Annotated in this window: 11 protein-coding genes; 7 read left to right on the top strand and 4 right to left on the bottom strand. The window is 66.2% G+C overall.

The window, feature by feature from the left end:
• The coding region (locus tag ACWKV7_RS08015; protein WP_483857136.1) for a DUF5801 repeats-in-toxin domain-containing protein at positions 1–3,216 on the top strand (3,216 nt) is incomplete at its 5' end.
• Between the two features lie 110 nt (positions 3,217–3,326).
• A complete protein-coding gene (locus ACWKV7_RS08020) occupies positions 3,327–3,668 on the top strand; it encodes a tryptophan synthase subunit beta (RefSeq protein WP_483857137.1) in 342 nt (113 codons plus the stop codon).
• A 107-nt stretch (positions 3,669–3,775) separates the two neighbouring features.
• Here ACWKV7_RS08020 and lapD read toward each other — a convergent pair whose 3' ends face one another.
• The 4 genes from lapD to ACWKV7_RS08040 are packed head-to-tail and all read right to left on the bottom strand — an operon-like array spanning position 3,776 to position 7,481.
• A complete protein-coding gene (lapD, locus tag ACWKV7_RS08025; RefSeq protein ID WP_483857138.1) occupies positions 3,776–5,713 on the bottom strand; it encodes a cyclic di-GMP receptor LapD in 1,938 nt (645 codons plus the stop codon).
• 9 nt (positions 5,714–5,722) lie between these two features.
• Positions 5,723–6,415, bottom strand: a complete 693-nt coding sequence (gene lapG / locus ACWKV7_RS08030; protein WP_483857139.1) for a cysteine protease LapG — start codon at positions 6,413–6,415, stop codon at positions 5,723–5,725.
• A 60-nt stretch (positions 6,416–6,475) separates the two neighbouring features.
• On the bottom strand, positions 6,476–6,880 hold the full coding sequence (locus ACWKV7_RS08035; protein ID WP_483857140.1) for a YbaN family protein: 405 nt from the start codon (positions 6,878–6,880) through the stop codon (positions 6,476–6,478).
• 13 nt (positions 6,881–6,893) lie between these two features.
• On the bottom strand, positions 6,894–7,481 hold the full coding sequence (locus ACWKV7_RS08040) for a UPF0149 family protein (protein WP_483857141.1): 588 nt from the start codon (positions 7,479–7,481) through the stop codon (positions 6,894–6,896).
• A gap of 232 nt (positions 7,482–7,713) precedes the next feature.
• Here ACWKV7_RS08040 and recQ point away from each other — a divergent pair, with 232 nt between their 5' ends.
• The 5 genes from recQ to ACWKV7_RS08065 all read left to right on the top strand — a co-directional run bounded on the left by recQ (position 7,714) and on the right by ACWKV7_RS08065 (position 14,208).
• Positions 7,714–9,837, top strand: a complete 2,124-nt coding sequence (recQ, locus tag ACWKV7_RS08045; RefSeq protein WP_483857142.1) for a DNA helicase RecQ — start codon at positions 7,714–7,716, stop codon at positions 9,835–9,837.
• Positions 9,838–9,949: 112 nt separating this feature from the next.
• Positions 9,950–11,110, top strand: a complete 1,161-nt coding sequence (locus ACWKV7_RS08050; RefSeq protein ID WP_483857143.1) for a GGDEF domain-containing protein — start codon at positions 9,950–9,952, stop codon at positions 11,108–11,110.
• A 164-nt stretch (positions 11,111–11,274) separates the two neighbouring features.
• Entirely contained in the window at positions 11,275–12,291 is a 1,017-nt protein-coding gene (locus ACWKV7_RS08055) for a DUF2804 domain-containing protein (protein WP_483857144.1), read from the top strand.
• Between the two features lie 76 nt (positions 12,292–12,367).
• Positions 12,368–12,805, top strand: a complete 438-nt coding sequence (locus ACWKV7_RS08060; protein ID WP_483857145.1) for a MarR family transcriptional regulator — start codon at positions 12,368–12,370, stop codon at positions 12,803–12,805.
• Positions 12,805–14,208, top strand: a complete 1,404-nt coding sequence (locus tag ACWKV7_RS08065; RefSeq protein WP_483857146.1) for a DHA2 family efflux MFS transporter permease subunit — start codon at positions 12,805–12,807, stop codon at positions 14,206–14,208. The genes ACWKV7_RS08060 and ACWKV7_RS08065 overlap by 1 nt, the downstream gene beginning before the upstream one ends.

A 14,208-nucleotide genomic window follows, 5' to 3' on the forward strand; every position in this document is an offset into this window, starting at 1 on the left:
GAAACCAACTTGGCGGTGGACGCCACGGCGGACTTCAGCGGCGCCTTCAGCTCCGCCTTCGGTGCCGACGGTGCCGGTGCGGTGACCTATGCGCTGAGCATCAGCGGCGATCCGAGCGGCCTGGTGGACGTGGCCACCGGCCTGGACATCGTGCTGGGCATGAACGGCGGGGTGGTGGAAGGCTGGGTCGGCGGTAACTCCAGCATCGTCGCCTTTACCGTCAGCGTCGACGGCAGCGGCAACGTCACCCTGGATCAACGACGCGCCCTGCAACACTCGGACGGCAGCGATCCGGACGATCCGGTCAGCGTCGCCGGCAGTGCCATCGCCTTGGTGGCGACCATCACCGATGCGGATGGCGACCAGGCCAGCGCCAGCCTCAACCTGGGCAACTTCCTGGTCTTCCGCGATGACGGCCCGAGCATTTCCCTGGCCGATACCGAGCGGCCCAGCCTGGTGGTCGACGAAACCAACTTGGCGGTGGACGCCACGGCGGACTTCAGCGGTGCCTTCAGCTCCGCCTTCGGTGCCGACGGTGCCGGCGCGGTGACCTATGCGCTGAGCATCAGCGGCGACCCGAGCGGCCTGGTGGACGTGGCCACCGGCCTGGACATCGTGCTGGGCATGAACGGCGGGGTGGTGGAAGGCTGGGTCGGCGGTAACTCCAGCATCGTCGCCTTTACCGTCAGCGTCGACGGCAGCGGCAACGTCACCCTGGATCAACGACGCGCCCTGCAACACCCGGACGGCAGCGATCCGGACGATCCGGTCAGCGTGGCCGGCAGCGCCATCGCCTTGGTGGCCACCATTACCGATGCGGACGGCGACCAGGCCAGCGCCAGCCTCAACCTGGGCAACTTCCTGGTCTTCCGCGACGATGGCCCGAGCATTGGGCTTTCTCAAAGCGAGCTGCCCAGCCTGGTGGTCGACGAAACCAACCTGGCGGTGGACGCCACGGCGGACTTCAGCGGTGCCTTCAGCTCCGCCTTCGGTGCCGACGGTGCCGGCGCGGTGACCTATGCGCTGAGCATCAGCGGCGACCCGAGCGGCCTGGTGGACGTGGCCACCGGCCTGGACATCGTGCTGGGCATGAACGGCGGGGTGGTGGAAGGCTGGGTCGGCGGTAACTCCAGCATCGTCGCCTTTACCGTCAGCGTCGACGGCAGCGGCAATGTCACCCTGGATCAACGACGCGCCCTGCAACACCCGGACGGCAGCGATCCGGACGATCCGGTCAGCGTCGCCGGCAGCGCCATCGCCTTGGTGGCGACCATCACCGATGCGGATGGCGACCAGGCTGCCAGCAGCCTGAACCTGGGCAATTATCTGACTTTCCGCGATGATGGCCCGCGTCTGGCTGGCACGCCCCAGGCACCAGTCCGGATCAGCGGGCTGGTCCATGAGGACCCGCTGATCAGCCCCTACCAGGGCAACACTGAGGTTGGCCAGACCTTGACTGTCAGTGGTGTCGCCGGTGCGCTCTTTGCGCTGGTCAACTTCGGTGCCGATGGTGCCGGTGCCATGGGGCTGAGCAGCGATCTCAGCTCGCTGTATGCTCAGGCACTTAAGTCCGGTGGCGAAGCGCTTAGCTACAGCCTGTCGGGCGATACGCTGACTGGGAGTGTCACGGGGCATACCGTGTTCACTTTGCAGGTGGGGGCCGATGGTAGCTATCAATTCACGTTACTCGGGCCGATCGATCACCCATTGGCCAATGGCAACGACAGCGAGACCCTGGCTGGCTTCGGCATCGACTTCTCGGCAGTGCTGACGGCCGTCGATCGCGATGGCGATCCTGTGGCGGGGGGCTTCCCGGCGGGCAGCTTCGCCATCAATGTGGAAGATGACGTGCCCATCCTGCTGGGTGTGCAGCATGGCATCACTGCCAACGTTGCAGGAATCCTGCACGGCGCGGTCGACATTGCCTTCGGCGCGGATGGCTTCGGGAGGTTCGACCTGAACGGCACGCCGCCCGACAGTGCACTCACCTACAGCAAGGTGAACAACCCCGATGGTTCTGTGGTGCTCACGGCCACGGTCACCAGTTCGGGGGCGACCTACTTCACCCTGACGATGAATGCCAACGGTACCTATGACTTCCAGCTGGTCACGCCGAACCCGACGGTGGCGATCACCAAGTCGCTGCTCGGCCTTACCGCCGGCGGACCGGTACTCAGCCTGGTATTGCCGGTCAATGGGCTGACCGCGACCTTCACCGAGCTGGCGCCTACTCCGGCCACCGGTGGGGTGAATGCCTCGGGCAACGGCATGGGTATCGACAACAACCTGATCACCCCCGGTGAGGTTCTCAAGGTGGCGTTCAGCTCGATGCTGAACAACATCGGCTTCCAGATTAACAAGCTGAGCACCAGCGACATTCTCACCTGGGCGGTGTACACGACGGGTGTGCTGGTCGCGTCCGGCACTTGGTCGCCGCCGGCGGGCAGTGGAGAAAGTAGCAATACCAACTTCGACATCCTCCACCCGGTGGCGGGCTCGACCTTGACCTACACCTTCGGTTCGGCCGCGGCCATCCAGGATAGTGGCTTCAATGAGTTGCGCCTGGGCAGCGCCAGCGGCGACTACCGGCTGCTGTCGATGACCGTTCATGAGGAAATCTTCCCGGATGACGTGAACCTCGCGTTCACCCTGAGCGGTTCGGACAAGGACGGCGATAGCGTGACCACGCCGCTGAACATAACCATCGAGGGCACTGGCAGTACGGCGGCTGGCTTCGTGCTGGCCGGCACCGGCGCCAACGAGGTCTTGCAAGGCAGCAGCGGGAACGACAACTTGCTTGGCGGTGCCGGCGATGATGTGCTGATCGGTCGGTTGGGCAACGATACCCTCACCGGTGGTGCCGGCTCAGATACCTTCAAGTGGCTGTCGGGCGATCAGGGCACGGATACCGTCACCGACTTCGCCAAGGGCTTCAACAGCGGCGGCGACCGTTTGGATCTGTCCGAACTGCTGGTGGGCGAACATGGCGCGCCTGGAGACATCGGCAACCTGCTCAGCTATATCGATATCTCGGTGTCTGGCGCGGATACCGTGCTAAAAGTGACCAGTACCGCGGTCGCCGATCCAGCGGTGGCACCCGATCAGACCATCGTGCTGCAGAATGTCGACCTGTATGCCAGCTATGGGGTGGGCAACGAGGCCGATCTGGTCCTCAGCATGCTCGGCGACGGTTCGCTGAAGGTGGATACCGTCTAATCTCACTTAACCGGACCCGCCCGCCACTCTCCAGGGTGGCGGGCTTTTTTATGCGGTCTGGAAAGGGCATGGAGCGGTCCGGCGTGCAGCGGTCAATATCGGGAGGCGGCATGGTTTATGTGCAGCGTGATGGGGCGGGGCGGTTGCTGCGGGTCGAGCACCAACCTTTCGACGGCATGACCGAGACCCTGGCGGTCGAGGACGAGGAGTTGCATGCATGGCTCAGCGCCCGCGAAGAGGTGCATGAGCGGTTGGCGCGGTTGAAGGACAGCGACCTGGAGCTGGTACGGGTGATCGAGGACTTGGTGGACGTGCTGGTTGGTCGTGGCGTGATCCGCTATACCGATCTGCCCGAGGCCGCCCGTCGCAAACTGCACGACCGCGCCGAAACCCGTTCCCGACTGGATGGCCTGAGCGGGTTGCTGGGGGATGACGAACACAAGCTGATCTGAGCCGCCGCGCACTCGTAGGTTGCGGTTGAGGAGCGCGGCGGCGACGCCCAACGAGCGGCCTGCCGTTTGCCGGCAAAGCCTTGCTCCGCTCCCTCCGCGTGTTTGGTTCATGGGGCTGGCGCACCAATCAGGCGACCTGTGACGCCATGGATGCCAAGGTCTTCCAGCACCAGCAGTTCCCCTTCGGTTTCCACCATTTCGGCGATCAGCGGCAGGTCGATGCTGTTGGTCGCCCGGTAGATGGCCTCGATGAACAGGCGCTTGTCGCTTTCCTGGTCGATGTTGCGGATGTAGCTGCCGTCGATCTTCAGGTAGGCCAGGCCGAGGTGGGTCAGGTTGCCGATCAGGCTGAAGCGCCCGCCGAAGTGCTGCAGGCCGATGTGGTAGCCGGTCTCGCGGATGCGCTGGCTCAGCTGCTCGAATTCGGCCGGGGGCGGCAGGTGGTGTTCGTCCACTTCCAGGGTCAGCAGGTGGGCCAGCTGCGGTCTGGCCCGCAGCATGGCGAGCAGTTGCTCGAGGCCGTCGGGTTCCCGCAGGGTGGCGGCAGCCAGGCTCAGCGCCAGCGGCTCCGGATTGACCGCCAGGTGCGCCAGGCAGTGTTCGAGCATCGCCAGGTCGAAGCGCGTGGTCCAGCCCAGGCGCTCGATCCACGGCAGGAAGCGCCCGGCCGCCACCGCATCGCCCAGCGGATCGAGCAGCCGTGCCAGGACCTTGCGGTGCAACACCCGCTGGCGATCGCTGCATTGCACCACCGGTTGGAAGTACAGCAACAGCTTGCCCTTGCTCAGCGCTTCGTCGATCCAGTCGCGCCATTCGTGCAGGCTCTGGCCGGGCTGGGCGGCATAGTCGTCCACGCGGGCCCAGGGCTTGCCGGCGACGCTCTGTGCCTGGGCCAGCGCCTGGTCTGCACGGCCGATCACCGTTTCCGCCTGTTCGCCGGGCGTGAAGGCCGCGACGCCGATATGGGCCACCGGCACGCGGTCGCTGGCCCCGGTCTGTTCGAGGCTTTGCAGGCCCTCGCTCAGTTCCTCGGCCAGCCGTTCGGCATCGGCGCCGGCCAGGCCGGGGGCGAGCAGGGTGAACTCGCCGCCACGGCTGCGCGCCGCCAGCCAAGCAGGCTTGCCATGGTGCGCCTGCACGCGCTTGAGCAGCTCGCCGATGGCGCCGATCAGCGCATCGGTGCGCTGGCCGCCGAGACGCTGGTTGAGGCCGCCGAGATCATGCACGCGCAGCACCAGCAGGTAGCCTTCCGGATGGTGCTCGGCAATGGTCAGCTGGTTGGCCAGACGCAGGTCGAACAGACGCCGGTTGGCCAGCCCGGTCAGGCTGTCCTGGTAGGCTTCCTCACGCAGTTTCTCGCTGCGGGCAGCTTCTTCGGCGAACAGCATCTTCAATTTGTCGACCATCTGGTTCATGGCCAGGACCACGCGCTTGAGTTCCGGCGTGCGCGGCACCCGCGGCAGGGTGAGGAACTCGCGGCGGGTGATCGCCTGGGCTTGCTGGACCATCTTGTCCAGCGGGCGCAATTGGGTGCGCAGCAGCCAGCCGCCGAGCACCGCGCTGACCAGCCCGCAGAGCAGCAGCCAGAGCAGGCTGCCGATAGCGCCTTCCCATAGCCTGGCCAGGGCGAACTGCGGGTGGCTGAACACCTCGACCCGCGCCGCCTGCTCCCAGCCCCGCATGATCAGCGCGTCGCCGCTCTGCGGGCGCAGGTCCACCAGCCTGGCGAACCAGGCCGGGGTCGATCCGGTGGCGGTGTCGGCGAAACGTTCGACGATCACTGTTTCGTCCGGGATGCGCACCACGCGAATGCTGGTGAAATAGCCGCTATCGAAGATCGAACTGACCATCAGCTCGACCATGGCCGGGTCGTCGATGTGCGGCGTCATCGACAGCCCCAGGGCGGTCGCGGCGTCCTGGGCGTGGGAGCGGAGCTGGCCGATCATCTGCTCGCGGGAGCTTTCCACCCCGGCGATGAAGCTGCCGGTGAAGGCCACCACCAGAAACAGGCAAATGGCGAGAAACAGCTGCTTGAGTAACGACATGACGTTCTCCTAGCCCTCTCCGATGGCGAAGCCTTCGGCGCGCATTTTTTTCAACAGGTCCTGCCAGCGCGACAGCTTCTTGCTGTCGCCACTGCGTTTGCCCGCGGCCAGGTACAGCCCCTCGGCATTGAAGGCGTATACCGGCAGCAGGTCCTTACGTTGCGAGGCGGGGCGGATTTCCCCGATCAGGTTGTCCAGCACCAGCGGCTCACCGCCGGGCGTGGCGTAGTAGGTCAGCACCATGTGCGCCTGGTTCAGGCGCAGCGCCTTGACGTAAGTGATGCGCAGCTTCTCGCTGGGCACCCCGAGGCGGCGCAGGGTGAAGTACTTGGCGATGGAGTAGTCCTCGCAGTCGCCGGCACCCTTGACCAGGGATTCGATGGGGGTGGCCCAGTAGTCGGTCTGGCGCCAGACGTGAACATCGTCGGAAAAGCGGATCTGCCGGTTGAAGAAGCGGTTCACCTCGACCAGCTTGTCCCGCTCCGACAGCCCGCCCGCGTGCCGCAGCAGTTCGTCCCAGGCCTCGATGCGGCCTTTGGCAATGCCCAGGGCGCCATAGCGCTGTTCGGCGTTCTTGATGATCAACGGGAAGTTCCAGGCCCAGTCACCCCAGGCGAGGCCCAGCCCCAGCAGCAGGCCGAACGCCAGCGCCGGCCCGCGCCGGAGCCGTTGCCATCGTTTCGCACGCTGCCTTGGCTGCATGCCATCTCTCCGCCGAAGATGGAGCAAGTCTAGGCGCTGCCCGGGGCTTTTGCCGATTCGTCAGCGCCGGGTCGGCAGGGTTTTCTGCTTGAGAATGTAGAGGGTGACCAGCACTGCGCTGGCGAGCATGAACAGCCGTGCCCAGGGCATCGGTACCAGGTAGCAGGAGAGGGCGATGCTCGTCCACATCAGGCCAATGGCGTAGACCTTGCCTTTGAGCGGAATGCCCTGGCCATCGAGATAGTCGCGAATCCACGGGCCGAGGCGCGGGTGGGTCACCAGCCAGAGGTAGAACCGCCGCGAACTGCGCACGAAGCAGGCGGCGGCCAGGAGCAGGAAAGGCGTGGTCGGCAGTACCGGCAGGAAGATGCCGATCACCCCGAGTGCGATGCACAGCCAGCCGATGGCCAGCAGCAGGTAGCGCACCCAGGGTTGGCGGGCTTCGCGGATGTCGCCGTGCGCCATAGGCGGCGGACTGTCAGCGTTGGCGCGGCTTGAGCAGCGCGGGCTTCTCTTCGGGCGCGTTGAACAGCAGGAACATGGCGGTCAGCAATTCGGGGATCTGCTCGATCATGCTGTCCACCAGGTCGCGATCCTGGGCGATGTCGGCGAACTCCGGCTGGTCTTCGAACAGCCCCGAGCCGACCATGATCGGTAGCAGCAGCTCGCTGATCTCGTCTTCGGCGTCTTCGAACCAGATGCCTTCGCGCAGGAACACGCCTTCCATGAAGCCGATGCACCAGCCTCGCAGGTCGGAGTCGTCCGGCTCTTCGCCGAGGTCGAGGTCGCAGGGCAGCTCCGGGTCGTCGTCGCTGGCCAGCTGGCGACCGATATGAGCCTTGAGCTGGCGCAAGCTGGTCTCGATCTCTTCGCGCTCGGCCTCGCTGCGGTAGTGCGGCGGCTCGGCGAACAGGGCGTCGATCCATTCGCTCTCCGGTACTACCTCGGGGCAGATCGACAGGGCGGTCAGATAGCCGTGGGTGGCCACATAGTCCAGGGCCTCGTCGTGCAGCTCATCGGCATCGAGGAAGGCTTGCAGGCGGGAGAGTTGTTCGGCGAAGGACATGACGGGGCAACCTTGAGGGGATATCGAGGCTGGATTCTAGCCCGGATAGCGCTGCGTGGGCGTTTGCCGCGCGGTTTTTTTTGCCGAATGGGTGTCGCGATGGGCGTGCGCCTGCCAAGCGCGACGCTCGCGTATAATGCGCGACTTTTCGCATCGTAGCGGCCGCCCGACCGGGCGAACCGCCTGGGAAGGGCCACGGAGCGGTCCTTCGAACGACACAGTGGGAGTTTTCATGCTCGAACAGGCCCGGCGCATCCTCAAAGACGTATTCGGTTACGACGCCTTCCGCGGCAACCAGGCGGCGATCATCGAGCGCGTGGCCAGCGGTGGCGATGCCCTGGTACTGATGCCCACCGGCGGCGGCAAGTCGCTGTGCTACCAGGTGCCGGGCATCCTGCGTGACGGCCTGGCGGTGGTGGTTTCGCCGCTGATCGCGTTGATGGACGACCAGGTGGCGACGCTCGACGAACTGGGCGTAGCTGCCGTGGCGCTGAATTCCACCCTGGGCGCCGACGAGCAGCGGCAGATCGCCGAGCGCATTCGCCGCGGCGAGATCAAGATGCTCTACCTTGCCCCCGAGCGGCTGGTTCAGCCGCGCATGCTGGATTTCCTCAGTCGCCTGCAGGTCGCGCTGTTCGCCATCGACGAAGCCCATTGCGTCTCGCAATGGGGGCACGACTTCCGCCCGGAATACCTGCAGCTCGGGCAACTGGCAGAGCTGTTCCCCGGCGTGCCGCGTATCGCCCTGACCGCCACGGCGGACAAGCGCACCCGCGAGGAAATCGTCCAGCGCCTGCACCTGGAGCAGGCCGAGCGTTTTCTGTCCAGCTTCGACCGGCCGAACATCTTCTACCGCATCGTGCCCAAGGAGCAGCCGCGCAAGCAGTTGCTGGGCTTTCTCGCCGAGCGCAAGGGCGACGCCGGTATCGTCTACTGCATGTCGCGCAAGAAGGTCGACGACATGGCGGCCTTCCTCACGGAGCAGGGCTTCCCGGCGCTGCCCTACCACGCCGGCTTGCCCAGTGAGTTGCGGGCCTACCATCAGAAGCGTTTCCTCAACGAGGAAGGGCTGATCATGGTGGCGACCATCGCTTTCGGCATGGGCATCGACAAGCCCAACGTGCGCTTCGTCGCCCATCTCGACCTGCCCAAGTCGCTGGAGGCCTACTACCAGGAAACCGGCCGCGCCGGCCGCGATGGCCTGCCGGCGGATGCCTGGATGGCCTACGGGCTGCAGGACGTGATCTTCCTCAAGCAGATGCTCAACAACTCCGAGGGGGACGAGCGGCACAAGCGCGTCGAGCAGCACAAGCTGGAGGCCATGCTCGCGCTCTGCGAGGAAACCCGCTGCCGCCGCCAGGCGCTGCTGGCCTACTTCGACGAGGAACTGCCCAAGCCCTGCGGGCATTGCGACAACTGCGTCGACGGCGTGCAGACCTGGGATGCCACCGAGCCGGCCCGCCAGGCGCTGTCGGCGATCTATCGCAGTGGCCAGCGCTATGGCGTCGGTCACCTGGTGGACATCCTGCTCGGCCGCGACAACGACAAGGTGCGCGGCCTGGGCCACCAGCACCTGTCGGTATTCGGGGTTGGCAAGGCGCGCAGCGAGGCCGAGTGGCGCACGTTGTTCCGCCAACTGGTGGCGCGCGGCCTGGCCGACGTCGACCTGGACGGCTTCGGCGGGCTGAGGCTTTCCGAGAGCTGCCGACCGCTGCTGCGCAGCGAGGTCAGTCTGGAACTGCGCCGCGACCTGGCCACCAAGGCACCGAAGGCCACCTCCAGTGCCGCCAGCCAGTTGGTGCGCGGCGAGGAGCGCGAGCAGTGGGAGGCGCTGCGGGCCCTGCGGCGCCGGTTGGCCGAGGAACATTCGGTGCCGCCGTATGTGATCTTCCCTGATGCGACATTGCTGGAGATGTTGCGCAGCAAGCCCTCGTCCATGGCGGAGATGGCGCGGGTCAGCGGGGTCGGTGCGCGCAAGCTGGAGCGCTACGGTGAGGCCTTCCTCGACGTGCTCAACGGTGCCGCCGAGGCGCCGCGCTCGGCCAGCGACCTGCGCCATGAACTGATCAGCCTGGCCCGCGCCGGCATGACGCCGGCGCAGATCGCCCGGCAACTGGACTGCACCGAGAAGAACGTCTATAGCCTGCTGGCCGAGGCTATCGGTCGCCAGCAACTGAGCCTGGAGCAGGCGCTGGACTTGCCCGAGGGCCTGCTTGGCGAGATCCAGGATGCCTTCCTCGACGGCGAGGGCGAGCTGCCGCCGGCGGCGGCCATCGCCGCGCAATTCGCCGGCCGCGTGGATGACGGTGTACTACAGTGTGTCCGTGCGGCCTTGCAGGCTGAGTTCGAACTCTGACGGCCTGCCTTTAGGCCGGTTGAACGCCATTTTGCCGTCGCGACATCGCGACAATGTTGTGACGCATGTCGCGAACGGCTAAGGTGGGTCCAGGCTCCTATCCATGAGGTGAATGTTGCCTCCCCACGCCTGGCTGGACGATGTCCGTCCCAATCCCTATGCCGACCAACTGTTGCTGGGCTTCCCCTGGCTGCGTTTCGTGCGGCCCCTGGAAGACGAGTACCGTGCCTATCTGCGCGACGACAGCTTCGTGCTCAAGCGTATGGCGCTCGGCATCGGCCTGCTGGTATGGCTGGCATTCGCCGCCCTCGACGTGGTGCTGATCGATACCGCCGAGCGTTGGTGGATGCTCACGGTACGCGTCATGGTGCTGGGCCTGCTGGTCGGCTGCGGCTGGCTGATCCTGCAGCGGCGCATGCGGCATCTGCTGGTACCGCTGAGCCTGGCGTGCATCATCGGCCTGGGGCTGGGCGCTGCGGCAGTGGTGGCCATCGCTCATCGGGTGGACCCCAGCTATCCCTATGAAGGCTTGCTGCTGGTGTGCATGTCGGCTTACTTCCTCATCGGCCTGCGCCTGAAGGAGGCGCTCGCCAGCTCGCTGGTGGTGCTGGCGGCCTATATCGTTTTCGAGCTATGGGTCGGGCTGCCGGCGCCGCGGCTGGTCAACAATGTGCTGTTCCTGTTGTTCGGCAACCTGATCGGCGCGGTCGGCTGCTATCTGCTGGAGCACAAGTCCCGCGAGCATTTCCTGGTCAGCCGCCTGATGCGCGAGCTGGCCGACCATGACAGCCTCACCGGGTTGAACAACCGCCGCAGCTTCAACCGCCAGTTGGAGCGCCTATGGCGCCAGGCCCAGCGGGAAGAGTGCCCGCTGGCCCTGCTGCTGTGCGATATCGATCACTTCAAGGCGTTCAACGACCGCTACGGCCACCAGGCCGGCGACCTGGTGCTGCAACGGGTGGGCCAGGTGCTGGCGGATGCGGCGCGGCGGCCGTTGGACATGTCGGTGCGCCTCGGCGGCGAGGAGTTCGCCGTGCTGCTCTACGATATCTCGGAAGCGGAAGCCTGCCAGCGCGGCGAGAGCCTGCGGGCGGCGCTGGAAGCCCTGGATATCGAGCACGCCGGCTCGGATACCGCCCGCATGGTCACCATGTCCATCGGCATCGCCTGCCTGCAACCGGCCCAGGGCGGCGAACTGGACCAGCTCTACGAGCATGCCGACCGTGCGCTCTACGAAGCCAAGGCGTTCGGGCGCAACCAGGTGGTCTGCTAGCGCCAGGCAAGGCGGTTGGCGCCTACAACGGGGCTTCACAGCCCCGACTAAAGTCCGGAAATGCGCCGACTGGCCCGTTCTGCCCCTGTCGCTGGCGCCGTTGGTGAGTCGTCGACCCGGGAGGCGGTGCTAGCATCGCCGTTCTTTGCAGCGAGCAGCCCGCCATGGAGCGATTGATTCAGGCCAACGGCCAACCGCATTACGGCATCTTCGACAGCACGCCCGGCACCATCAACTACCGCGATTTCGACTTTCGCTCGCCGATGGGCCGGCGCCTGGGGGCGCTGGCCAAATGGCGGCGCTTCCACCAGTTCCAATATTTCGGCCTGATCAGCGAGCAACTGATCGGCGGCTGCGCCCTGGCCAATCTCAGCCTGGCCGGAGTCGGTTTCGTCTACCTGTTCCATCCCGCCTCGGGGCGAATGGTCGAGCGCCAGTTCAAGCTGCCGCTGGGACTCGGCTCCCGCTTCTGCCAGACCCCGGACGACGGCGTCTGCGAACTGCGCAGCGGGCGCAATCGCCTGCGCCTGGAAAACCGCGCCGCCACCCGGGAAAAGCGCCTGCTGGTGGAACTGGACGATGGCACCCATATCGACGCCCGCTTCAGCGAGCGCATGCCGGCGTTCGAGCCCATGCGTATCTGCACGCCGACCGCGGTGAACGGCTGGGTCTACGCGCAGAAGGTGGCCGGAGTGCGCTGTAGCGGCGAAGTGCGCAGCACCCTGGGCCAGTTCGACCTGGCGGCGATCGACGCCTTTGCCCACCACGACTGGTCGGCCGGTTACATGCGCCCGGAAACCTGCTGGAACTGGGCCTGCCTGTCCGGCCGGGCGGGCGGCCTGCGCGTGGGCTTGAACCTTTCCTGCGGGGTGAACGAGACCAGCTTCAGCGAGAACTGCTTCTGGCTCGATGGCGAAATGATCAAGGTCGACGGTGTGCGGTTCGAGTTCGACCGCGACCAGCCGCTGCGGCCCTGGCGCCTGCATTCCCACGATGGCCAGGTAGAGCTTGCCTTCGAAGGCAAGGGGCTGCACAAGGAGCGCCTGAACCTCGGCTTCATCGCCAGTAACTTCAAGCAGATCTTCGGGCGTTTCCAGGGGGTGTTGCGTCCCCATGGCCGGCCGGCGATCGCCATCGAGAATCTCTGGGGCTTCGTCGAAGACCAATATGTGAAGTGGTAGGAGCGGGCCGGGCCTTGCCTCCGCGGGCGCGAATATGGTTAGCTGGCTAACAGTTTGTTCCATTCGTGAAGTGCGTATGTCCGCGGAATTCGATCAACACCGTTTCGGTATGCAACTCGCCCAGCTTTCCCGAGGCTGGCGGGCCGAACTGGACCGCCGCCTATCCGGCCTCGGTCTGTCCCAGGCGCGCTGGCTGGTGCTGCTGCACCTGGCGCGCTTTCCCGAGCCGCCGACCCAGCGCGAACTGGCCTGCAGCGTCGCGGTGGAGGGGCCGACCCTGGCGCGGCTACTCGATGGCCTGGAGGCCCAGGGCCTGATCAGCCGGCAGACGGTGGCCGAGGATCGGCGAGCGAAGAAGGTCAGCCTGAGCCCCCCGGCGCTGCCATTGATCGAACAGATCGAGACCATCGCCAGCCAACTGCGCCAGGAGCTGTTCGCCGGTATCGATGCCGAGCAGCTACGGCTCTGCCAACAGGTCCACGCACGCATCCTGGCCAACCTGGAAAAGCGCTGATGGGGCAGGACCTGCCGGCCTTGCAGGCCCGCTTCGGCCCACGTTACCCACAGTGGCTGCTGGCGCTGCTGATGGCCGGCACCATGGCCATGGTGTTGGCGTCCACCAGCGTGAACGTGGCGCTGCCGGCGATCATGGCCCATTTCGACATCGGCCGGCCGCTGGCGCAATGGCTGTCGACCGGCTATCTCGCCGCCATGACCGCCGGCTTGCTGCTTGCGGCCTGGGCCCAGGCGCGGCTCGGCGCACGCCTTACTACCCAGGTCGGTCTGGGTCTGTTCATCCTTGCCTCGTTGCTGGCGCTGGTCGCTACCCAGGCCTGGCAGCTGATTCTTTTACGCATCGTGCTCGGGCTTTGCGCTGGGCTGATCCAGCCGTTGGCGATGATCCTGATCTTCCGCGTGTTTGCCGGTGGCGGCCGGGGCATGGCCCTGGGCATCTACGGCCTCGGCGTGATGATCGCGCCGACCCTGGGGCCGACCATCGGCGGCTATTTGATCGATCATTTCGACTGGGCGGCAGTGTTCTGGCTGCCGCTGCCGCTGTGCCTGGTGGTGTTGGTCGCCGCGCAATGGCTGCTGCCCAGCCGGCGCGAACCGGGCGCCGTGTCTCTCGACCTGTGGGCCTTCCTGCTGCTCGGGGTGGCGCTGTTCGCCTGGCTGGGAGCGCTGGCCGAGGCTCAGCGCTTCGGCGTGCTGACGATGCAGGCCGGCCTGCCGGGGTTGCTCGGGCTGGTTGCCGGCGGCTTGTTCCTGCGTCGCAGCCGGCGCAGCCCTACGCCGCTGCTACCCTTGCGGCTCTGGCGCCACCCGGCGTTTCGCCGGGCGAGCTGGGTATCGCTGGCGCTGGGCATGGGCCTCTACGGCTCGACCTATCTCATTCCGTTGTTCCTGCAGACGGTGGAAGGCTATAGCGCCGGCCGCGCCGGTCTGTTGTTGCTGCCGGCCGGGGTGGTGCTGGGCATTGCCTCGTTTTGCGGCGGCTGGCTGAGTGATCGCCTGGAAGCGCCGTTGCTGCTGATGGCGGGGTTGCTGGTGTTCGCCCTCTCGGCCGCTGGGCTGGGCTGGGCCGGGCAGGGCAGCTCGTTCCTGCAACTGTGCCTGTGGGCATGCCTGGGGCGTGTCGGGCTGGGCCTGTTGCTGCCGGCCTTGAGTACCGGTTCGCTGGACGTCCTGGGCGCGGAGGAGCTGGCCCATGGTGCAGGAGCCATTACCTTCGTGCGTCAACTGGGCGGGGCCTTCGGCGTCAACCTGCTGACCTTCTTCCTCGAATGGCGCCATGCCGCCGAAGGTGGCCACGCGCTGGCCGAGGCACTGGCGTTCCGGCAAAGCTTCTGGCTGGTTGCCGCGCTGTTCCTGCTGGCGGTCTGGCCGGCCCGGGGCATGCGCAGGGCCGGCAGCTGA

Source organism: Zestomonas ipomoeae (assembly GCF_057128665.1).

Coding starts and splice junctions, on each gene's coding strand:
- ACWKV7_RS08035 (WP_483857140.1), bottom strand. CDS start 6,880: ATGGCGCACGGCGACATCCGCGAAGCCCGCCAACCCTGGGTGCGCTAC.
- ACWKV7_RS08020 (WP_483857137.1), top strand. CDS start 3,327: ATGGTTTATGTGCAGCGTGATGGGGCGGGGCGGTTGCTGCGGGTCGAG.
- ACWKV7_RS08055 (WP_483857144.1), top strand. CDS start 11,275: ATGGAGCGATTGATTCAGGCCAACGGCCAACCGCATTACGGCATCTTC.
- ACWKV7_RS08040 (WP_483857141.1), bottom strand. CDS start 7,481: ATGTCCTTCGCCGAACAACTCTCCCGCCTGCAAGCCTTCCTCGATGCC.
- recQ (WP_483857142.1), top strand. CDS start 7,714: ATGCTCGAACAGGCCCGGCGCATCCTCAAAGACGTATTCGGTTACGAC.
- ACWKV7_RS08060 (WP_483857145.1), top strand. CDS start 12,368: ATGTCCGCGGAATTCGATCAACACCGTTTCGGTATGCAACTCGCCCAG.
- ACWKV7_RS08050 (WP_483857143.1), top strand. CDS start 9,950: ATGTTGCCTCCCCACGCCTGGCTGGACGATGTCCGTCCCAATCCCTAT.
- lapG (WP_483857139.1), bottom strand. CDS start 6,415: ATGCAGCCAAGGCAGCGTGCGAAACGATGGCAACGGCTCCGGCGCGGG.
- lapD (WP_483857138.1), bottom strand. CDS start 5,713: ATGTCGTTACTCAAGCAGCTGTTTCTCGCCATTTGCCTGTTTCTGGTG.
- ACWKV7_RS08065 (WP_483857146.1), top strand. CDS start 12,805: ATGGGGCAGGACCTGCCGGCCTTGCAGGCCCGCTTCGGCCCACGTTAC.